Consider the following 19,881-nt stretch of genomic DNA (forward strand, 5'->3'; position numbering starts at 1 on the left):
GTAGCCAGCAAGGCTCGCCGCTTGCCGACGATGTTCCCGTCCATGACCGTTCAAGCGTCAGCGTCCGATATTCTGGACGTACGGGAAAGCATCCGGTTTATGGCGTCCCTTTCCAATATAGATCGCTTTCACTCCCAAAGCCTGTGCCGCGTCGCAAGCCGTGCTCATGATTCTGCACGCCTTGAGTGTGCACAGGAAATGCAACGCCAGCGTAAAGGGCAGGTAAGCTCCTCTTTCATTGTCTATGCGCGGTGCCCGGCGTAAGCCCGCACTGCGCACAAGCAAGCCCCCTTTAACGCGACGCTCAAAGCGTCAAACTTTGCCTGACATCATGTCAGGAGACTCAGCCCAGAGGCATTTATGAGTAACAACCTCGACCAGCTCACCGATTGGTTGAAAGACCACAAGATCACAGAAGTCGAATGCATGATCGCCGACTTGACCGGGATCACCCGGGGCAAGATCTCGCCGACCAACAAGTTCATCGCCGAAAAAGGCATGCGCCTCCCCGAGAGCGTGCTGCTGCAGACCGTGACCGGCGACTACGTCGAAGACGACATCTATTACGAACTGCTCGACCCGGCCGACATCGACATGATCTGCCGCCCCGACCAGAACGCCGTGTACATGGTGCCTTGGGCCATCGAGCCGACCGCGCAGGTGATCCACGACACCTACGACAAGCAAGGCAATCCGATCGAGCTGTCGCCGCGCAACGTCCTCAAGAAGGTCCTCAAACTCTATGCCGACAAGGGCTGGCAGCCGATCGTGGCGCCGGAAATGGAGTTCTACCTGACCAAGCGCAGCGACGACCCTGACTATCCGTTGCAGCCACCGATCGGTCGCTCGGGCCGTCCGGAAATCGGTCGTCAGTCGTTTTCCATTGAAGCGGCGAACGAATTCGATCCGTTGTTCGAAGACGTCTACGACTGGTGCGAACTGCAGGAGCTGGACCTCGACACGCTGATCCACGAAGACGGCACGGCGCAGATGGAAATCAACTTCCGTCACGGCGACGCACTGTCGCTGGCCGACCAGATTCTGGTGTTCAAACGCACCATGCGCGAAGCCGCACTCAAGCACGACGTGGCCGCCACCTTCATGGCCAAGCCAATGACCGGCGAGCCGGGCAGTGCGATGCACTTGCACCAGAGCATCATCGACATCGAGACCGGCAAGAACGTCTTCTCTAATGAAGACGGGACCATGAGCCAGTTGTTCCTGCACCACATCGGTGGTTTGCAGAAACTGATCCCTGAGCTGTTGCCGCTGTTCGCGCCGAACGTCAACTCGTTCCGCCGCTTCCTGCCGGACACCTCGGCACCGGTGAACGTCGAGTGGGGCGAAGAAAACCGCACCGTCGGCCTGCGCGTTCCGGATGCCGGCCCGCAGAACCGTCGTGTGGAAAATCGTCTGCCGGGCGCCGACGCCAACCCGTATCTGGCGATTGCCGCGAGCCTGCTCTGCGGTTACATCGGCATGGTCGAAGGCCTCAACCCGAGCGCGCCAGTGGTCGGTCGTGGTTATGAACGCCGCAACCTGCGTCTGCCGCTGACCATCGAAGACGCGCTGGAACGTATGGAAAACAGCGCGACCATCGAGAAGTACCTGGGCAAAACCTTCATCACGGGCTACGTCGCGGTAAAACGGGCCGAGCATGAAAACTTCAAGCGCGTGATCAGTTCCTGGGAGCGTGAGTACCTGCTCTTCGCCGTCTGATACGCCGGGCGCGGCCCTCGCCGGCCGCGTCTTCACCGATAACAAGGAGAATTGGCATGACCAGCAACAACCCGCAAACCCGCGAGTGGCAAGCACTCAGCAATGATCACCACCTGGCCCCGTTCAGCGACTTCAAGCAGTTGAAAGAGAAGGGCCCGCGGATCATCACCAACGCCAAGGGCGTTTACCTGTGGGACAGCGAAGGCAACAAGATTCTCGACGGCATGGCCGGGCTGTGGTGCGTGGCCATCGGTTACGGTCGCGATGAACTGGCCGATGCAGCCGCCAAACAGATGCGTGAACTGCCGTACTACAACCTGTTCTTCCAGACCGCGCACCCGCCGGCACTGGAACTGGCCAAGGCGATCGCCGACGTTGCGCCGGAAGGCATGAACCACGTGTTCTTCACCGGTTCCGGCTCCGAAGGCAACGACACCATGCTGCGTATGGTTCGCCACTACTGGGCGATCAAGGGCCAGCCGAACAAGAAAGTCATCATCAGCCGCAAGAACGGTTATCACGGTTCGACCGTGGCCGGCGCGAGCCTCGGTGGCATGACTTACATGCACGAACAAGGCGACCTGCCGATCCCGGGCATCGTTCACATCGCGCAGCCTTACTGGTTCGCTGAAGGTGGCGACATGTCCCCGGAAGAATTCGGTACCTGGGCAGCCAATCAGCTGGAAGAGAAGATTCTCGAAGTCGGCGTCGACAACGTCGGTGCCTTTATTGCCGAGCCGATTCAGGGCGCTGGCGGCGTGATCATTCCGCCCGACACTTACTGGCCGCGCATCAAGGAAATCCTCGCCAAGTACGACATCCTCTTCGTCGCCGACGAAGTGATCTGCGGTTTCGGCCGTACCGGTGAGTGGTTCGGTAGCGATTTCTACGACCTCAAACCCGACATGATGACCATCGCCAAAGGCCTGACCTCCGGCTACATCCCGATGGGTGGCCTGATCGTCCGCGACAGCGTGGTTGCGGTGCTCAACGAAGGTGGTGATTTCAACCATGGCTTCACCTACTCCGGTCACCCGGTGGCGGCAGCGGTGGGTCTGGAAAACATCCGCATCCTGCGCGATGAAAAAATTATCGAGAACGCGCACAACGAAACGGCACCGTATTTGCAGAAACGTCTGCGGGAACTGAACGATCACCCATTGGTGGGTGAAGTTCGCGGGGTTGGTCTGTTGGGTGCGATTGAGCTGGTGCAGGACAAGGCCACCCGCAAGCGTTACGAAGGCAAGGGCGTCGGCATGATCTGCCGCCAGTTCTGCTTCGACAACGGCCTGATCATGCGCGCTGTGGGCGACACAATGATCATCGCGCCGCCGCTGGTGATCAGCAAAGCGGAGATCGATGAGCTGGTTACAAAGGCACGCAAGTGTCTGGACCTGACCCTCAGTGCGTTGCAAGGCTAAGTGCTAGGCTCTGAGCGGGGGAGCCGTGGCGCACTCGCTCAAAGCTGTCAGAAAGGCTGGTCTTTTCTTGAAAGACCGCCTCGGATCTTGCCAGACTAGCCGCGGTTCCAGTTGTCCGGGTTCGGCCGCTGAACAAAGTGGTTCAAAAAAGAAAAATTTGGAGCATTAACGCATGAAGGCATTAGGCAAAAAGCTCGCTGGCAAGACTCTGCTCGCCATGTCCCTGATGGGAATCATGGCGGCTGCGGCTCAGGCGGACGACAAGGTGTTGCACGTCTACAACTGGTCCGACTACATCGCCCCGGACACCATCAAGAAGTTTGAAGACGAGTCGGGTATCAAAGTCGTCTACGACGTCTTCGACAGCAACGAAACCCTCGAAGCCAAACTGCTGGCTGGCAAGTCCGGCTACGACATCGTCGTACCGTCGAACAACTTCCTCGCCAAGCAGATCAAGGCCGGTGTCTACCAGAAGCTGGACAAGTCCAAGCTGCCTAACTGGAAGAACCTCAACACTGATTTGCTCAAAGCCGTGTCGGTCAGCGACCCGGGCAACGAGCACGCCTTCCCGTACATGTGGGGCTCGATCGGTATTGGCTTCAACGCCGAGAAGGTCAAGGCTGCACTGGGCGCCGACGCGCCGGTCGATTCGTGGGATCTGATCTTCAAGCCGGAAAACGCTGCCAAGCTGAAATCCTGCGGCATCAGCCTGCTCGACTCGCCAACCGAGATGATTCCGGTGGCGCTGCACTACCTGGGCTTGCCAACCGACAGCCAGAAGAAAGAAGACATCGACAAGGCTGAAGCGCTGATCATGAAGGTGCGTCCTTCGATCGCCTACTTCCACTCGTCCAAGTACATCTCCGACCTGGCCAACGGCAACATCTGCGTAGCGATCGGCTACTCGGGTGACATCTACCAGGCCAAGTCGCGCGCGGCTGAAGCCGGCGACAAGGTGAAAGTCAGCTACAACATTCCGAAAGAAGGTGCCGGCAGCTTCTACGACATGGTCGCCATCCCTAAAGATGCCGAAAACGTCGAAGGCGCCTACAAGTTCATGACCTTCCTGCAGAAGCCGGAAATCATGGCGGAAATCACCAACGCCGTACGCTTCCCGAACGGTAACGCCGCTGCAACCCCACTGGTTGATAAAGACATCACCAGCGATCCGGGCGTTTACCCACCGGCTGACGTGCTGGCCAAGCTGTACGCGATTGCCGACTTGCCGGCCGCGACTCAGCGGATCATGACCCGCAGCTGGACCAAGATCAAATCGGGTAAATAAGCCGGTTTGAAGCAGCAACCGCTGACCGTCATCCCCCGCGAGGGCGGCCAGCGGATCAATTAAATGACAGGAAGTTTTGCAGGAACGGTTTTTCGAGGGTAAGTTGCGCGCCGGTTTTGTTGCCGGGCAGCCATGGCTGTCATGCAGCGCGGGGCAACTTGGGCCCAACTAAATTAGAGGACCTCCACTTGCCTATTTTTTCTTCTTTGCGCAAAGCCCTGCTGGCCACTGCCGGCCTGACGATTGCTGTCGGAGCCCAGGCCGCCGGTACGGTGCATATTTATAACTGGTCCGATTACATCGGCGAGACCACCCTGGCCGACTTCCAGAAAGCCACCGGGATCAAGCCGGTCTACGACGTCTTCGACTCCAACGAAACCCTGGAAGGCAAGTTGCTGGCCGGGCGTACCGGTTACGACGTGGTCGTGCCGTCGAACCACTTCCTTGGCAAGCAGATCAAGGCCGGCGCATTCCAGAAGCTCGACAAGTCGAAGCTGCCCAATTATTCCAATCTCGACCCGGCGCTGCTCAAGCGTCTGGAGCAGAACGATCCGGGCAACCTGTACGCCGTCCCGTACCTGTGGGGCACCAATGGCATCGGTTACAACGTCGATAAAGTGAAGGCTGTGCTGGGCGTCGACAAGATCGATTCGTGGGGCGTGCTGTTCGAGCCGGAGAACATCAAGAAGCTGCAAAGCTGCGGCGTGGCGTTCCTCGATTCGGCGGATGAAATGATGCCGACCGTGCTCAACTATCTGGGCCTGAATGCCAACAGCACCAATCCCAAGGACTACGAAAAAGCCACCGACAAGTTGCTCGCGGTGCGTCCTTACGTGACTTACTTCCACTCCTCTAAATACATCGGCGACCTGGCCAACGGCGACATCTGCGTGGCCATTGGTTTTTCCGGCGATATCTTCCAGGCGAAGAATCGCGCAGCGGAAGCCAAAAAGGGCGTGAACATCGCCTACGCGGTGCCGAAAGAGGGTGGTGCGCTGTGGTTCGACATGCTGGCAATCCCCAAGGATTCGTCGAACGTGAAGGAGGCTCATGCCTTCATCAACTATCTGCTGAAACCTGAGGTGATCGCTCAGGTCAGTGATTACGTCGGTTATGCCAACCCCAACCCGGGTTCGGACAAGTTGATGGAGCAATCCATCCGCACCGATGCGTCGGTGTATCCGCCGCAGGCCGTTATCGACAAGGCTTATGTGTCGATCGAGTTGCCACCGAACATTCAGCGCCTGATGACCCGCAGCTGGACCAAGGTCAAGTCGGGGATGTAAGGCACACACTATCCTGGGTTCGCCTTGCGGGGCGAACTGCATTGTTTTTTTCTGGGAGTTTCGTAAATGGCAGTTGCCTCCGGCGCCTATAAGAAAGCCCTCGAGGGCGACCAGACACCGAAACAGGTGTTGGTCAAAATCGACCGGGTCACGAAGAAGTTCGACGAGACGATTGCCGTGGACGATGTGTCCCTGGAAATCAAAAAGGGCGAGATCTTCGCCTTGCTCGGCGGTTCGGGATCGGGCAAATCCACTCTGCTGCGGATGCTGGCAGGGTTCGAACGGCCCACGGAGGGGCGCATTTTCCTCGACGGCGTCGACATCACCGACATGCCGCCGTACGAACGTCCGATCAACATGATGTTCCAGTCGTACGCCTTGTTTCCGCACATGACCGTGGCGCAGAACATCGCCTTCGGCCTGCAGCAGGACAAGATTCCCAAGGCTGAAGTCGACGCCCGTGTGGCCGAGATGCTCAAACTGGTGCAGATGAGCCAGTACGCCAAGCGCAAGCCGCATCAACTGTCCGGCGGTCAGCGTCAGCGCGTGGCGCTGGCACGTTCGCTGGCCAAGCGGCCGAAGCTGCTGCTGCTCGACGAACCGATGGGCGCACTGGATAAAAAGCTGCGTTCGCAGATGCAACTTGAGCTGGTCGAGATCATCGAGCGCGTCGGCGTGACTTGCGTCATGGTGACGCACGACCAGGAAGAGGCCATGACCATGGCCGAGCGTATCGCGATCATGCACCTGGGCTGGATCGCCCAGATCGGCAGCCCGATCGACATCTACGAAACCCCGACCAGCCGTCTGGTCTGCGAATTCATCGGCAACGTCAACATCTTCGAAGGCGAAGTGATCGACGACGCCGAGGGCCACGCGACCATCACCTGCAAAGACCTCGACCGGCAGATCTACGTCGGCCACGGCATCAGCACCTCGGTGCAAGACAAGTCCGTGACCTACGCGATCCGTCCGGAGAAGCTGCTGGTCACCGCCGACCAACCGACCTGCGAGTACAACTGGTCGAGCGGCAAGGTCCACGACATCGCCTACCTCGGCGGGCACTCGGTGTTCTACGTTGAGTTGCCGAGCGGCAAACTGGTGCAGTCGTTTGTGGCCAACGCCGAGCGCCGTGGCGCGCGTCCGACCTGGGGCGATCAGGTTTACGTGTGGTGGGAAGACGACAGCGGCGTGGTACTTCGCTCATGAACATGCGCAAATTCAAACGCCGCATCAACCGAATAATCCCCAATGGCCGGCAACTGGTCATCGGGGTCCCGTTCATCTGGCTGTTTCTGTTCTTCATGTTGCCGTTCTTCATCGTCCTGAAGATCAGCTTCGCCGAAGCCGACGTGGCCATCCCGCCGTACACCGAGATCTACACGTACGCCGAGCAGAAGCTGCAACTGCTGCTGAACCTGGGCAACTACGCGATGCTGGCGGGCGACGAGTTGTACATCGCCGCTTACCTCGGCTCGCTGAAGATGGCGTTTTTCAGCACGCTGTTGTGCCTGTTGATCGGCTACCCGATGGCCTACGCCATCGCCACCGCCCGTAAAGAGATGCAAACGGTGCTGGTGCTGCTGATCATGATGCCGACCTGGACCGCGATCCTGATCCGCGTTTACGCGTGGATGGGCATCCTCAGCAACAACGGTCTGCTCAACGGTTTCCTGATGAGCATGGGTTTAATCGACGAGCCGCTGCAGATCCTCAACACTAACCTGGCGGTGTACATCGGCGTCGTTTACTCGTACCTGCCATTCATGATCCTGCCGCTGTACGCCAACCTGGTGAAGCACGATCAAAGCTTGCTGGAAGCCGCTTCCGACCTCGGTTCGAGCACCTTCAACAGCTTCTGGAAAATCACCATCCCGCTGTCCAAGAACGGCATTATTGCCGGCTGCATGCTGGTGTTCATCCCGGTGGTCGGTGAGTTCGTGATCCCGGAACTGCTTGGCGGTCCGGAAACCCTGATGATCGGTAAAGTGCTCTGGCAAGAGTTCTTCAACAACCGTGACTGGCCGGTGGCGTCCGCGCTGGCGGTGGTGATGCTGGCGATCCTGATTGTGCCGATCATTCTGTTCAACCGCAGTCAGGCCAAGGAAATGGAGGGTAAAGAATGAAGCGCTTCCGTTTCTCCAGCCTGATGCTGGTCCTGGGTTTGTTGTTCATTTATCTGCCGATGCTGATCCTGGTGATCTACTCGTTCAACGCCTCGAAACTGGTGACGGTGTGGGGCGGCTGGTCGATCAAGTGGTACGTCGGCCTGCTCGACAACACGCAACTGATGGGCTCGGTGCTGCGTTCGCTGGAAATCGCCTGCTACACCGCCGTCGCGGCGGTGGCGCTGGGCACGCTGGCGGCGTTCGTGCTGACCCGTATCACCCGCTTCAAGGGCCGCACGCTGTTCGGCGGCCTGGTGACGGCGCCGTTGGTAATGCCGGAAGTGATCACCGGTCTGTCGCTGTTACTGCTGTTCGTGGCGATGGCGCAGATGATCGGCTGGCCGCAGGAGCGTGGCATCGTCACCATCTGGATCGCCCACACCACGTTCTGTGCGGCGTATGTGGCGGTGGTGGTGTCGGCGCGTTTGCGTGAGCTCGACCTGTCGATCGAAGAAGCGGCGATGGACCTCGGTGCACGGCCGTGGAAGGTGTTCTTCCTGATCACCATTCCGATGATCGCGCCATCGCTGGCGGCGGGCGGCATGATGTCGTTCGCGCTGTCGCTGGATGACCTGGTACTGGCGAGCTTCGTTTCCGGCCCGGGTTCGACGACCCTGCCGATGGAAGTGTTCTCGGCGGTGCGTCTGGGCGTTAAGCCTGAGATCAACGCCGTGGCCAGTCTGATTCTGCTGGCGGTGTCGATCGTGACCTTCATGGTCTGGTTCTTCAGCCGCCGCGCCGAAGAAGCGCGCAAGAAGGCCATTCAGCAAGCCATCGAAGAAAGCGCCGCCGATTCGTGGAAGCAGCCGGACGTGCGTCGCGCACCAGCGCCGGAAGCGGCGTAAGCCAATGGGGTTGATCAAAAATCTGTGATCAACCCCAATCCCTGTGGGAGCGAGCTTGCTCGCGAAGAGGGCGTGTCAGTCGACTGAAATGTTGGCTGACCCACCGCATTCGCGAGCAAGCTCGCTCCCACAGGTTTTTTGGTGGTATTCAAGTCCAGGGAGATTGGCGGATGACTTCAACAAAGTTCATCGGCTTGAACCCTGGCTCCTGATCCTTCAGCACATCGGTCTTCACGTTGCCAAACGTGGTCTGCGGACGATGGCGCAAGCCATCGGCAAACGCGCAGATGATGCATTCCTTGAAACCTTCCCCACGCGGGTGCGCATGCACCACCGCTTCGCGCTGCACAGTGCTGAACGCCGCGTAATCCATGCCCAGCACGTCCATCTCCACGCCTGCGGTGACCAGCGCTACGGTCGGGCGCAGATGCTTCGGCACACCCGGTGTGGTGTGCAAGGCAATCGACAGCCAGACCTGTTCGATGTCGTCATCGCTCAACCCGTACGGCCTGAGAAACGCTGCCGCTGCATTGGCACCGTCGACTTCAAAACGCTCGTCATCACTGCGGTGGCCTTCGACCAGACCCAAGTCGTGGAACATCGCGCCGATGTACAACAGCTCCGGGTTGTAGGCCAGTTGCTGGCGTTCACCGCTCAGTGCGCCGAACAGAAATACCCGGCGCGAGTGGTGGTAGAGCAGGTCGGACTCGATGTCGCGGATGTACTCGGTGGTGGCCCGGGCGAGGGCGCTGTCGGGGATTTTGATGCCGGCAATGGTGCTGCTCATAACGGTTTCCTCGTCGAAAACGCCGTTGTGGCGCTGATGGGGAAAGTCTGTTCCCGGCGCTAAAAGCGAACAATCGATGCATGGCTGCGATCCTTGCCAATCCACCTGCAAATCGTGCCAACTCGACTCAGAGACCCCAAGGAGCTTTGCCGCCATGAGCAAAACCGTCGCCATTGTGGTGTTCGCAGGTGTGCAGTCGCTGGATGTCAGCGGCCCGATGGATGTGTTCGCCGAGGCCAACCGGTTCTTGTCGCCCGAGGACCACTATCGACTTGAGGTAATTGGCGTCGAGCACGGCCCGATGGCCTGCTCCAACGGCTTGACCCTCAACGCCCATCGGCATTTCAGCGAAGCACTCGACGCTTATGACCTGCTGCTGGTCGGCGGTGGCCCACGATTGCCGTTCATGGTTTTTGGCGCGACGTTCGATGATTGGCTGCGTGATGCCTGTTCACGCGCGCGGCGTTTCGGTTCGATCTGCAACGGTGCGTTCATGCTGGCGCGCGCCGGGTTGCTGGAAGGGCGCACCGTCACCACGCACTGGAATGACGCCGAGGCGTTGGCGCAGTTGTGCCCGACCACGCAGGTCGAAGCTGATCGCTTGTATGTCGAGGACGGCACGCTCTACACCTCGGCCGGGGTCACGGCGGGGATTGATCTGTCGCTGTATTTGCTGGCGCGTGATCACGGTGCAGAAGTGGCGCTGAGCGTGGCCAAGCGTCTGGTGGTGTTCACTCAGCGCTCCGGTGGGCAGTCGCAGTTCAGTCCGTTCCTCACGCCGCACGCGGAGCCGACGTCGGCAGTAGCGATGGTGCAGTTGTATGTATTGGCCAATCTGACGGGCGATCTGACGATTGCCGATCTGGCCAATGCGGCGAACATGAGTGCACGCAATTTTTCGCGGGTGTTTGCTCGGGAAGCGAAGGTCACGCCGGCGGAGTTCGTCGAGCGGGCGCGGGTGGATGCGGCGCGGGTGATGCTGGAAAGCACGGCGGCGCCATTGAAGACGGTGGCGTATCAGTGCGGGTTTCGCGATGCGCAGCACATGCGCGGGGTGTTCAACCGGCGGTTGGGGGTGACGCCGCAGCAGTTTCGGCTGAATTTTGCGGTGATGCTCTAACCCTCACCCCAGCCCTCTCCCAGAGGGAGAGGGGGCCGATTCGGGGAGATTGGCGAGATACGCCGACCTGAGCGAGCGGTTGTGAATCCATAATCGACACCGCTCTTTCAGGTCGATATATGACAAAAGACACCTCGGTCAGTCCCCTCTCCCTCTGGGAGAGGGCTAGGGTGAGGGGCTTTTAAGGCGCCCGCGCAGGCAACAGCTTCAACGTACTGCGCGTATTCGCCGTCACCTCTTCAGCATTGAAATGCGCCTGCACATACATCCCGTCGACATACGCCTCAGCCTGATCGTCATAGTGGCTATCAAACGGCACACCACTCTGCCCAACCGGGTTGATCGTCAACCCATGCGCCGGATCAGCAAAATCCACCAGCCGCCGCGTCGAGGGTCCGTAAGTCACCGGCCACGGCGCCGGGCCGATCCGTGCGGAAAGGTTGTTCGGCACCTCATGACTGCCCGGCGCGGCAAATGGCCCGACGTTGAATATCCGATCCAGTGGCTTCTGTTGCCCCAGCGGATGCCCGTGAGTCAGCGTGTGCGCGGCCCCCCATTTCCAGCCAGCAACATCGTCGCCAAGCGTAAGCTTCAAATGCGCCATGCTTGCCTGCCATGCCGTGCGCAGGACGTCAGCGCGAGTTTCTTTGGCCGGCGTGTTGCGGTTATCCCACCACGGAGAATCGGCATTCGCCGCCAGCTTCGGCAGCGCCGCATCGATCACCCGCGTCGACAGCAGCGTGTCGAAGAAGTCATTGCCCAACTCATCACGCATCGCCGCATCGGCCAGGTCATAGAGGAACTGGTTGAACACCGTCGCATTGACCGAATCCAGCGGATAGTCGCCCGGCCACTGCGCCAGTTGCTCGACCAGTTTCAGTTGCGCCGGATCGCTGACCACTTCACGCAACACCGGTAGCAACGGTGCAAGCAATCGCGGGCCATAACCGGTCGCCGTGCCCAGTTGCAGTTTCTGGTTGGCCTCATTGGTCCACTTCACGCTCTTGTCGCTGAGCTGACGATTGAGTTGCTGCCCACGGTCGGCGAGGTTGTAGTAACCGGGAATCTCCATGCCGGTCGGTGACAGCGGCTGAAAGTTGGCCGAGACGATGTAGCCGCGCGTCGGGTTCTCTTCCTGCGGGTTGGCGCTGAAGGGGTAGAAGCCGTCCTTGTCGGCCTGATTGCTGCTGCCGTCGAGAATGAACTCCGGCCGCACCCCGGTCGGGCGCTTGGGCAGCAATGCCGAGGCCCACCAGGCGATATCGCCCTTGGCGTTGGCGTAAACCAGATTCAGCCCCGGTGCCTGCACCTTGGCTGCGGCGGCGCGCGCCTTGGCCAGCGTGTCAGCGCGGTTGAGCTGGTAGAAGCCTTCGAGGATCGGGTTCGGCGTTTCGAGGAAGGCCCACCACATGGCAATCGGCGTCTTGCCGGCAGCGCTGCCGAGGGCATCGTTGACGATCGGCCCGTGGGGCGATTGGCGCAGGGTCAGGGTGACGGGCGACTGCCCCTTCACGTTGATCTGCTGCTCGGTGACGACCATGTCGGTCCACTGGCCGCGATACCAGACTTGATTCGGATTGTCCGGGTTGACCTTCTCGGCGATCAGGTCCAGATCGTCGTTCTGGAACATCGTCAGGCTCCAGCCGAAGTCGAGGTTGTGCCCCAGGAACGCAAACGGCACCAGCGCCTGATGATGGCCGTACAACTCGAAGCCCGGCGCCGACAGTTGCGCCTCGTACCACACCGACGGCACCGAGAAGCGAATGTGCGGATCACCCGCCAGCAGCGGTTTGCCGCTCTGGCTGCGGCTGCCGGCGATGACCCAGGCGTTGCTGCCTTCGAACTGCGGCAAACCATTGTCGATCAGCGCTTGTTCGCTGAGGCGGGCGAGGGCGTTGAGGTCTTTCCAGTCGCCGGCAGCGAGGGCTGGCGCTGGCTTGGCGTGACGGTTGGCGAGCACGCCATTGGGCTGCCAGTCGAGATCGAAGACTTTGAGGTAGTCGGCGCCGAGTTGATCGCGCACGTAAGTCAGCAAGGGTTCGGTGCGAAACGCCGCGGCAAAGCTGTAGGCCATGTAGCCGGCGACGCTGATGCTGTCTTCTGCCGTGAACGGCCGTTTGGGGATGCCCAGCACGTCAAACTCGATCGGTGCGGCGTGGCTGTCCTGATATTGGTTGATGCCATCCAGATAGGCTTGCAGGCCCTTCCACGCCGGCGACTGTTTATCGAGGCTGGCGACGTAACTGGCGGCGCGCTCACGGATGCGCAGGCTGCGGAACAGTTTGTCGGTGTCGAGCAGCTTCGGCCCGAGCACTTCGGCCAGTTCGCCCCGGGCGAGGCGGCGCATGGCTTCCATCTGGAACAGCCGGTCCTGGGCATGCACATAACCGAGGGCGCGGTAGAGGTCGGTTTCGTTCTCGGCGCGGATGTGCGGCACACCGCGTTCGTCATAGCGCACGGTCACCGAACCCTGCAGGTTGCGCAGTTCGACCTGGCCCTGGCGCGTCGGTTGTTTGCTGTAGACATACCAGCCGACGCCGGCGAGCAGAACAACGATGAGCAAGCCAAGTACGGTGAACACGCGCTTCATGGTGACTCCTTGTGCATGCGGGATTGCCGCCCGTCGGGCTGCAAACAATTAGCACAGACCTTCTGTGCCGTGCAGCGCTGTCCTTGAAAAGTCCGGAATGCCTTACTGCGCCTCCACCGGCCACGGGCAGTAACAACCGACCGCCAGGGTGTGCGTGGCATTGACCGGGCGATCTTGCGTCAGGGCATTCAAAATCGGTTCGATAAAACTGTTACTGGAATTGCAGGTCAGGCCTTCGCTGTACGGGCCGAAGTACGCCAGTTTGCCGCTGCGGTCCCAGATCGCAACGGCCGGGCTGGCGGGCACCTGTTCGGAGCCAGGCAATACCGTGATGGTTTTCAGGCTGCTGAGGGTGGCGGGCAACTGGCCGTGGCTGCCAGTCTTTTGCACGGCGAAAAACTCGACACCCTTGGCGCCGAACTGCTCGACCATCTCGGTCAGGTGCTGTTGATTGCCGACGTTGCACGGGCAAGCCGGGTCCCAGAAGTGCACCAGACGAATCTTGCCGGGGCCAGCGAGATTGTCAGGAAGGCGCAGCGGATCACCGGAAAACACCGCTGTGTGTTCGCTGAATGCGCGCAGATAACGCCCTTGAAACCAGTCATACGCGGCCCACAGCACCCCGGCGCAGATCAGCGCGAGCAGGCTGGCAAACAGTGCGGTGCGGTAGGGCGAACGCATGGATTTGGTTCCTCAGAGGCGGGCTAGCTTGCCATGTCTGCCACGACAGATGAATATCGCAGGCCGATAAAGTCTGTTTACCGTTTTGGAATTGCCTTATGTCTGCCACTTTCGACCCCGATCAAATCCGCGCCAGCCTCAAGCCTTTGGCCGAGTGGCAGCCGTTGTCGGACGAGGCGAAGGCGTACCAGCAGTTTTATCAAACCGATTTTCCCCATCGCGATGTCTGGCGTGGCATGGGCCGTTTCGAGGTCGATGGCTATGACGTGGTCAGCCATTGCTGGTGGCCGGAAAAGGTCAAGGCGACGCTGTTCCTGCTGCACGGTTACTACGATCACGTCGGACTCTACCGGCATGTGATCGAGTGGGCGCTGGATCAGGACTTTGCAGTGATCGCCTGCGACTTGCCGGGCCATGGCCTGTCGAGCGGGCCGCGCGCGAGCATCCGCGATTTCGCCGAGTATCAGGATGTCCTGCAAGGCTTGTTTGCCGAGGCGCAGTCGATCGCGCTGCCACAGCCGTGGCATCTGTGTGGGCAGAGCACCGGCGGGGCGATTGTGGTCGATCATTTGCTCAACCATGCGGAAAACAGCCCGGCGCAGGGTCAGGTGATTTTGATGGCGCCACTGGTGCGGCCACGGGCGTGGGGCTGGTCGCAGCTGAGCTATTACCTGCTCAGGCCTTTCGTTCGGGGAGTCGCGCGACGCTTCAGCGAAAACTCCAACGATCCGGATTTCCTGCCGTTTCTGCAGGCCGATCCGTTGCAGCCCCGGCGTTTGCCGACGAAGTGGGTGGGGGCGCTGTCACGCTGGATCATCCGCGTCGAGCACGCGAAAAAAAGTCCGCGACGGCCGTTGATCATTCAGGGGCAGGCGGACATGACGGTGGACTGGCAGCACAATCTGCAGGTGATGAAGTGGAAGTTCGACCGGCCGCAGATCTTGCTGCTGGCCGAGGCGCGGCATCATCTGGCGAATGAGACGGTGGAGATGCGTGAGGAGTATTTCGAGTTTCTGAGCAAGCGGATCAGGGGCCGGAATCTCTAGCGTTTGTGAGGGCCCCTTCGCGAGTAAGCTCGCTCCCACAGGGGCTTGGGGATGTTCACAATTTTGTGTTCGCTGAAGATCCAAATGTGGGAGCGAGCTTGCTCGCGAAGGCGGTTTGTCAGGCAACAAGGATCACTGCCCGACCGCCAACCCTGCGCGAATCGCCGCCAGCGCCGCCTGGTAATACGCCTTGCCCTCAGTCGATTCGGCAAACGTCGCAAACTCTTCCAGTTCTTCATCCGACAAGTCGCGATAGACGTAAAGCAACGTGTTGTTCATGTCCGCGCCGATCTGATCCATCAAACGCTGGCGCTGACCGTTGAGCATGCCTTGCGCCTGACCGCCACCGAGCAGCCCCGGGATCATCGAACTCAAACTGTCCGCCGCGACGCCGGCAATCGCCAGGCTCACTTCAGCGCCGGCTTCACGGGCAGGCAAGGCTTGCGCGAGGTGACCGATGATCAGCAGACGGCTGTCGCTGACCTGCATCTTCGGCAGACCCTTGGCGTTCTTCGCCAGTTGATCACGACGGGTCGCGAGCAATTCGGCGGCAACGATTTTCTTGCCCAGCGGCGATTGAAAGAAGGTCAGGGCCGGTTTCGGGTCAGCGAGGTTCTGCCGCAGTTGCGCTTCGGCGCGTTGATCGACAGCCTGAGGAGCGAAGCGCTGGTTGCTGTTGTTCACCAACGCTTGAAACACGGCGGGCGGCAGGCTGTTTTGATAGCGCTGCTGCGCGGCACTCAGGGCGTCATTGAAATGCGCACGTTGATCTGGCCAGCCGGCGACCTTGTACAACTGATCGTGGCCGTCCGCCCAGGCGGGCAAAACGCAGAACATCAACAGTGAAAAAAGCAAACGGCGCATAGGGACTCCTGTCAGCAGCGGACTATTCTCCGTGCGGTGCCGGTACTTGTCGAGAATTCGTAGCAAGCCGCCGCGTGGCTCTGTCGGATTTCTTGCCGCCGACATACTATGCGCGCCATGCAAATATCCTCTGAACACCCACTGCTGTTACGCATTGTCGATGACCTGGCCGAACACGGCTGGTCGCAGCAGAACATATTCCTGCCCGCCGGTTTGACCCGCGAGCTGGCGGCCGAGTGCCGCAAACGTGAGGCCGAGGGTGAGCTGGCGCCGGCGGCGGTCGGTCGCGGGCCGTTTTCAGAGATTCGCGAAGGGATACGCGGCGACCACATCCAATGGATCGACCCAGGGCAGGCTGAGGCCAGCGACCGCTATCTGAACCTGATGGAGAGCCTGCGCGAGGCGCTCAACCGTGGCTTGTTCCTCGGTCTTGAAGACTTCGAATGCCATTTCGCGCTGTACCCGCCGGGTGCGTTTTATCGTCGGCATGTCGACCGTTTTCGTGACGATGACAAGCGCATGGTCTCGGTGGTGGTCTATCTCAATGATGCATGGCTGCCGGAAGACGGCGGCCAGTTGCGCATGTACCTGAGCGATGAGCGCGTGCACGACGTGCAGCCTGCCGGCGGGTGTCTGGTGGTGTTTCTTTCCGGCGAAGTGCCTCATGAAGTGCTGCCGGCGAACCGCGAGCGCCTGTCGCTGACCGGCTGGTTCCGCCGCCGTGGCAACGAGCCGTTCTGACATGGACAAGATTCTGGTCAGTCGCTGCCTGCTGGGCCATCGCGTGCGTTACGACGGCGGCGCGAGCGGGCCGTTTGATTTGCTGGAACAGTGGATTGTTGAAGGGCGGGTGGTGCCGTTGTGTCCGGAGGTTGCCGGTGGTTTGCCGACGCCACGGGCGGCGGCGGAGATACCGGGCGGGCAGGGTGGTGAGGTGCTGGATGGTGTTGCGGCGGTGATCACCACTGAGGGCGAGGATGTCAGTGCGCAGTTTCTGGACGGTGCGCGGCAGGCGCTGGAGCTGGTGCAGAAGCACGGCATTCGTGTGGCGGTGCTGAAGGCCAACAGTCCGTCGTGCGGGAATCTGCTGACTTATGACGGCACGTTCAGTGGCGTCAAAGTCAGTGGCGAGGGCGTGACGGCTGCGCTGCTCAAGCGCCATGGTGTGCAGGTTTTCAGTGAACTGGAATTGCCGCAGGCCGCGCTGGCCCTTGCTGCTTTGGACTGATCCGGAATCGTTGCCCTCACCCCAGCCCTCTCCCGGAGGGAGAGGGGGCCGACCGTAGTGTCTGGCGTTGTCCATCGACCTGAAAGACCTTTTCGACTATGGATTCGACACAGCCATGACTGATCGATTAAGGATTCGACACAGCCATGACCGATCGATTATGGCGTCGACGAAGTCATGGTCAGTCGATTTCGGATTCGGTATAGCCATCCCAAGTCGGCGTATCTCTGAAGCATCCCCCATTCAGTCCCCTCTCCCTCCGGGAGAGGGCTAGGGTGAGGGGCTTTTAAGGTTTCAACCACTTCTCGGTCAACGCCGCCAAACGCCCATCCGCCCTGATCCGCTGCATCGCACTCGCAAGGCTGGCCTGAAACGCCGGATTACCCTTCTGAAACGGAATCGCCAAATCCACCGGTTCCGCCGCTTTCGGCTTCTCTTCCGTCAACGCCTGCACCAGCACCATCGGCCGTGGCTGCTCATCTTTTTTCGCCAGCAGCTGCGAATCGACCTTGCCGTAAGACTCGCTGAAGTCGAAACGATCCTTGAGCGCCGGTGTCAGTGCTATGTGGTTGAGCGCAACGTCGTACTTGCCGCTTTCAACGCCCTGGAGCAGATCGGCTTCGTCGTTGACGATGAAGTCGGCGCGCACATCCAGCTCGTTGGCCAGCAGTTGCCCAAGCTCGACCTCGAACCCCGTGAGGGTGTCGCCATCCTTGAAATTGAACGGCGGTGTATTAGCCTCAAGGGCTATGCGCAACTCACCACGGTCGTTGACGTCATCAATCAGTTCGGCGTGAGCCAGAGGGCTCAAAAGGGGTAGCAGGCAGATCAGGCCAGGCAGGAAACGCATGGTCACTCCTTTGAAATCATTATCGCGACCCTCTGATTCAGGCTCGCTTTGCTATGGTTGTCGAGTGCCTTCGACAACGAATGGTCATGAAGTTGTCATGACCGTGCGGATTTTACGGAAAAACTGGAGAAGAAAATGAAAAGCTTTATGTCACGTGCAGCGTTCGCGGGTGTGCTGATGGGCGTTTCGGTGCTGGCCAGTGCGGCGACACCGGCGCCAAAAGGCGCCGAAGTGTTCATCGTTTCTCCCGAGGACGGGGCCACGGTTTCGCAGACCTTCACCGTCAAGTTCGGTACCAAGGACGTCGCACTGGCGCCGGCCGGTGACGTCACCAAGAACACCGGTCACCATCACCTGCTGATCGACGCCAAGGAAATTGTTCCTGCCGGTTCGGTCGTCCCTACCGATGCCAACCATATGCACTTCGGCAAGGCGCAGACCCAGGCTGACATCAAGCTCACCCCGGGCAAACACACCTTGCAGCTGGAACTTGGCGACAGCGGTCACATGGCATTCGACCCGCCAATCGTCTCGAAGAAAATCACCATCAACGTCGAATAAGTTTTCGCCGTGCATGAAAAAGGGAGCCCGAAGGCTCCCTTTTTTTGTCGCTCAACGCTTAATCAGAACAACACACGGCTACGGATGGTGCCATTGATGTGCTGCAGCTTCTCTTGCGCCAGGTCCGAGTACTCGGCGTCGACGTCGATCACCACGTAGCCAACCTTCTCGTTGGTCTGCAGGAACTGACCGGAGATGTTGATGCCGTTTTCGGCGAAGACCTTGTTGATCTCGCTCATCACACCCGGGATGTTCTCGTGGATGTGCAGCAGGCGGTGCTTGCCAGGGTGAGCCGGCAGGGCCACTTCCGGGAAGTTCACCGACGAAACCGAAGTACCGTTGTCGCTGTACTTGACCAGTTTCTCTGCCACTTCCAGACCGATGTTAGCTTGCGCTTCGGCGGTCGAGCCACCGATGTGCGGGGTCAGGATCACGTTGTCGAGGCCACGCAGCGGGCTTTCGAACTCTTCGTCGTTGGAGCGTGGCTCCACCGGGAACACGTCGATGGCCGCGCCGATCAGGTGCTTGTCCTTGATCGCGTCCGCCAGGGCGTCCAGCTCGACCACGGTACCGCGCGCGGCGTTGATCAGGATGCCGCCCTTCTTGATGGCGCGGATTTCCTTCTCGCCGATCATCCACTGGGTCGCAGCGGTTTCCGGAACGTGCAGGGTGACGATGTCGGACATGCCCAGCAGTTCGGTCAGGCTACCGATTTGAGTAGCGTTGCCCAGCGGCAGCTTGGTCACGGTGTCGTAGAAATACACCTGCATGCCCAGACCTTCAGCCAGAACCGACAGCTGCGTACCGATCGAGCCGTAGCCGACGATGCCGAGTTTCTTGCCACGGATCTCGAAGGAGTTGGCTGCGGATTTGATCCAGCCGCCACGGTGGCAGGAAGCGTTTTTCTCCGGGATGCCGCGCAGCAGCAGGATCGCTTCGGCCAGCACCAGTTCGGCAACGGAGCGGGTGTTGGAGTAGGGCGCGTTGAACACGGCGATACCGCGCTCACGGGCAGCACTCAGGTCAACCTGGTTGGTGCCGATGCAGAAACAGCCGACCGCGACCAGCTTCTTCGCGTGATCGAAGATCTCTTCGGTCAGTTGGGTGCGCGAACGAATGCCGATGAAGTGAGCGTCAGCGATCTTTTCCTTGAGCTGGGCTTCCGGCAAGGAACCTGTCAGGTATTCGATGCTGGTGTAGCCCGCCGCCTTGAGGACGTCGACAGCCGATTGGTGGACGCCTTCGAGAAGAAGGAACTTGATCTTGCTCTTATCGAGAGAAGTCTTGCTCATCTGCGTAAACCTGTATCCCGGAGAAAAATGGCAGGGAGGGGCGCAGCCTGGAGCTGACCCAAACGGCAGGAAAGCCGTTACCGCAGATCTGGCCTTGGGCACTGTCCTGCGGGGTCGATATGCTAGCATAGCCTCCCC

At 60.0% G+C, this 19,881-nt stretch carries 18 protein-coding genes; 12 read left to right on the forward strand and 6 right to left on the reverse strand.

Annotation, left to right across the window (positions count from 1 at the left end; genetic code table 11):
• The first annotated feature begins 360 nt into the window (after nucleotides 1–360).
• From WA225_RS26015 to WA225_RS26045, 7 genes are all read left to right on the forward strand, one after another.
• Nucleotides 361–1,719 carry a glutamine synthetase family protein gene (locus WA225_RS26015; protein WP_007913846.1) on the forward strand — a complete coding sequence of 453 codons (1,359 nt, stop codon included), beginning with the start codon at nucleotides 361–363 and terminating at the stop codon, nucleotides 1,717–1,719.
• A 56-nt stretch (nucleotides 1,720–1,775) separates the two neighbouring features.
• Nucleotides 1,776–3,140, forward strand: a complete 1,365-nt coding sequence (locus WA225_RS26020) for an aspartate aminotransferase family protein (protein WP_422610195.1) — start codon at nucleotides 1,776–1,778, stop codon at nucleotides 3,138–3,140.
• Between the two features lie 172 nt (nucleotides 3,141–3,312).
• On the forward strand, nucleotides 3,313–4,425 hold the full coding sequence (locus WA225_RS26025) for a polyamine ABC transporter substrate-binding protein (RefSeq protein WP_422610196.1): 1,113 nt from the start codon (nucleotides 3,313–3,315) through the stop codon (nucleotides 4,423–4,425).
• Between the two features lie 188 nt (nucleotides 4,426–4,613).
• A complete protein-coding gene (locus WA225_RS26030; protein ID WP_116254291.1) occupies nucleotides 4,614–5,711 on the forward strand; it encodes a polyamine ABC transporter substrate-binding protein in 1,098 nt (365 codons plus the stop codon).
• 66 nt (nucleotides 5,712–5,777) lie between these two features.
• Nucleotides 5,778–6,920, forward strand: a complete 1,143-nt coding sequence (locus WA225_RS26035) for an ABC transporter ATP-binding protein (RefSeq protein WP_034151965.1) — start codon at nucleotides 5,778–5,780, stop codon at nucleotides 6,918–6,920.
• A 35-nt stretch (nucleotides 6,921–6,955) separates the two neighbouring features.
• Nucleotides 6,956–7,837: an ABC transporter permease subunit gene (locus WA225_RS26040; RefSeq protein WP_422610384.1), complete on the forward strand. Its 882-nt coding sequence runs from the start codon at nucleotides 6,956–6,958 to the stop codon at nucleotides 7,835–7,837.
• A complete protein-coding gene (locus WA225_RS26045) occupies nucleotides 7,834–8,724 on the forward strand; it encodes an ABC transporter permease subunit (RefSeq protein ID WP_093429780.1) in 891 nt (296 codons plus the stop codon). Before WA225_RS26040 ends, WA225_RS26045 begins: the two co-directional genes overlap by 4 nt.
• 148 nt (nucleotides 8,725–8,872) lie before the next feature.
• Here the strand turns inward: WA225_RS26045 and WA225_RS26050 are convergent, their stop codons facing one another.
• Complete coding sequence (locus tag WA225_RS26050) at nucleotides 8,873–9,511, reverse strand: HD domain-containing protein (RefSeq protein ID WP_422610197.1); 639 nt, start codon at nucleotides 9,509–9,511, stop codon at nucleotides 8,873–8,875.
• A gap of 154 nt (nucleotides 9,512–9,665) precedes the next feature.
• Here WA225_RS26050 and WA225_RS26055 point away from each other — a divergent pair, with 154 nt between their 5' ends.
• On the forward strand, nucleotides 9,666–10,631 hold the full coding sequence (locus WA225_RS26055; RefSeq protein WP_422610198.1) for a GlxA family transcriptional regulator: 966 nt from the start codon (nucleotides 9,666–9,668) through the stop codon (nucleotides 10,629–10,631).
• A 181-nt stretch (nucleotides 10,632–10,812) separates the two neighbouring features.
• Here WA225_RS26055 and WA225_RS26060 read toward each other — a convergent pair whose 3' ends face one another.
• Both WA225_RS26060 and WA225_RS26065 read right to left on the reverse strand, forming a co-directional pair.
• Nucleotides 10,813–13,221: a penicillin acylase family protein gene (locus WA225_RS26060; protein ID WP_422610199.1), complete on the reverse strand. Its 2,409-nt coding sequence runs from the start codon at nucleotides 13,219–13,221 to the stop codon at nucleotides 10,813–10,815.
• A gap of 102 nt (nucleotides 13,222–13,323) precedes the next feature.
• Nucleotides 13,324–13,902 (reverse strand): DUF6436 domain-containing protein, encoded by a 579-nt coding sequence (locus tag WA225_RS26065; RefSeq protein WP_422610200.1) that lies wholly within the window; start codon nucleotides 13,900–13,902, stop codon nucleotides 13,324–13,326.
• A 98-nt stretch (nucleotides 13,903–14,000) separates the two neighbouring features.
• Here WA225_RS26065 and WA225_RS26070 point away from each other — a divergent pair, with 98 nt between their 5' ends.
• Nucleotides 14,001–14,948, forward strand: a complete 948-nt coding sequence (locus WA225_RS26070; RefSeq protein ID WP_422610201.1) for an alpha/beta hydrolase — start codon at nucleotides 14,001–14,003, stop codon at nucleotides 14,946–14,948.
• 132 nt (nucleotides 14,949–15,080) lie between these two features.
• On the opposite strand, the gene WA225_RS26075 is transcribed toward WA225_RS26070, so the two are convergent.
• Nucleotides 15,081–15,812, reverse strand: coding sequence for a DUF2059 domain-containing protein (locus tag WA225_RS26075; RefSeq protein ID WP_422610202.1), 732 nt, complete (start codon nucleotides 15,810–15,812; stop codon nucleotides 15,081–15,083).
• A 108-nt stretch (nucleotides 15,813–15,920) separates the two neighbouring features.
• Between WA225_RS26075 and WA225_RS26080 the strand changes: the two genes are divergently transcribed.
• Nucleotides 15,921–16,553, forward strand: a complete 633-nt coding sequence (locus tag WA225_RS26080; RefSeq protein ID WP_422610203.1) for a 2OG-Fe(II) oxygenase — start codon at nucleotides 15,921–15,923, stop codon at nucleotides 16,551–16,553.
• A gap of 1 nt (nucleotide 16,554) precedes the next feature.
• On the forward strand, nucleotides 16,555–17,040 hold the full coding sequence (locus WA225_RS26085) for a DUF523 domain-containing protein (RefSeq protein ID WP_422610204.1): 486 nt from the start codon (nucleotides 16,555–16,557) through the stop codon (nucleotides 17,038–17,040).
• A gap of 286 nt (nucleotides 17,041–17,326) precedes the next feature.
• Here the strand turns inward: WA225_RS26085 and WA225_RS26090 are convergent, their stop codons facing one another.
• A complete protein-coding gene (locus WA225_RS26090) occupies nucleotides 17,327–17,890 on the reverse strand; it encodes a transporter substrate-binding domain-containing protein (RefSeq protein ID WP_422610205.1) in 564 nt (187 codons plus the stop codon).
• 135 nt (nucleotides 17,891–18,025) lie between these two features.
• Between WA225_RS26090 and WA225_RS26095 the strand changes: the two genes are divergently transcribed.
• On the forward strand, nucleotides 18,026–18,451 hold the full coding sequence (locus WA225_RS26095) for a DUF4399 domain-containing protein (RefSeq protein WP_422610206.1): 426 nt from the start codon (nucleotides 18,026–18,028) through the stop codon (nucleotides 18,449–18,451).
• A 62-nt stretch (nucleotides 18,452–18,513) separates the two neighbouring features.
• Here WA225_RS26095 and serA read toward each other — a convergent pair whose 3' ends face one another.
• Nucleotides 18,514–19,743, reverse strand: a complete 1,230-nt coding sequence (serA, locus tag WA225_RS26100) for a phosphoglycerate dehydrogenase (protein ID WP_008085296.1) — start codon at nucleotides 19,741–19,743, stop codon at nucleotides 18,514–18,516.
• Between the last annotated feature and the right edge of the window lie 138 nt (nucleotides 19,744–19,881).

Origin of the sequence: Pseudomonas sp., from assembly GCF_049300855.1 — a bacterium.
In the GTDB taxonomy this organism is placed as follows: Bacteria; Pseudomonadota; Gammaproteobacteria; order Pseudomonadales; family Pseudomonadaceae; genus Aquipseudomonas.

Excerpts from the sequence above, each read along its gene's own strand:
- WA225_RS26015 (WP_007913846.1), top strand. The coding sequence starts at position 361 with ATGAGTAACAACCTCGACCAGCTCACCGATTGGTTGAAAGACCACAAG.
- WA225_RS26020 (WP_422610195.1), top strand. The coding sequence starts at position 1,776 with ATGACCAGCAACAACCCGCAAACCCGCGAGTGGCAAGCACTCAGCAAT.
- WA225_RS26025 (WP_422610196.1), top strand. The coding sequence starts at position 3,313 with ATGAAGGCATTAGGCAAAAAGCTCGCTGGCAAGACTCTGCTCGCCATG.
- WA225_RS26035 (WP_034151965.1), top strand. The coding sequence starts at position 5,778 with ATGGCAGTTGCCTCCGGCGCCTATAAGAAAGCCCTCGAGGGCGACCAG.
- WA225_RS26045 (WP_093429780.1), top strand. The coding sequence starts at position 7,834 with ATGAAGCGCTTCCGTTTCTCCAGCCTGATGCTGGTCCTGGGTTTGTTG.
- WA225_RS26050 (WP_422610197.1), bottom strand. The coding sequence starts at position 9,511 with ATGAGCAGCACCATTGCCGGCATCAAAATCCCCGACAGCGCCCTCGCC.
- WA225_RS26055 (WP_422610198.1), top strand. The coding sequence starts at position 9,666 with ATGAGCAAAACCGTCGCCATTGTGGTGTTCGCAGGTGTGCAGTCGCTG.
- WA225_RS26060 (WP_422610199.1), bottom strand. The coding sequence starts at position 13,221 with ATGAAGCGCGTGTTCACCGTACTTGGCTTGCTCATCGTTGTTCTGCTC.
- WA225_RS26065 (WP_422610200.1), bottom strand. The coding sequence starts at position 13,902 with ATGCGTTCGCCCTACCGCACCGCACTGTTTGCCAGCCTGCTCGCGCTG.
- WA225_RS26070 (WP_422610201.1), top strand. The coding sequence starts at position 14,001 with ATGTCTGCCACTTTCGACCCCGATCAAATCCGCGCCAGCCTCAAGCCT.
- WA225_RS26075 (WP_422610202.1), bottom strand. The coding sequence starts at position 15,812 with ATGCGCCGTTTGCTTTTTTCACTGTTGATGTTCTGCGTTTTGCCCGCC.
- WA225_RS26080 (WP_422610203.1), top strand. The coding sequence starts at position 15,921 with ATGCGCGCCATGCAAATATCCTCTGAACACCCACTGCTGTTACGCATT.
- WA225_RS26085 (WP_422610204.1), top strand. The coding sequence starts at position 16,555 with ATGGACAAGATTCTGGTCAGTCGCTGCCTGCTGGGCCATCGCGTGCGT.
- WA225_RS26090 (WP_422610205.1), bottom strand. The coding sequence starts at position 17,890 with ATGCGTTTCCTGCCTGGCCTGATCTGCCTGCTACCCCTTTTGAGCCCT.
- WA225_RS26095 (WP_422610206.1), top strand. The coding sequence starts at position 18,026 with ATGAAAAGCTTTATGTCACGTGCAGCGTTCGCGGGTGTGCTGATGGGC.
- serA (WP_008085296.1), bottom strand. The coding sequence starts at position 19,743 with ATGAGCAAGACTTCTCTCGATAAGAGCAAGATCAAGTTCCTTCTTCTC.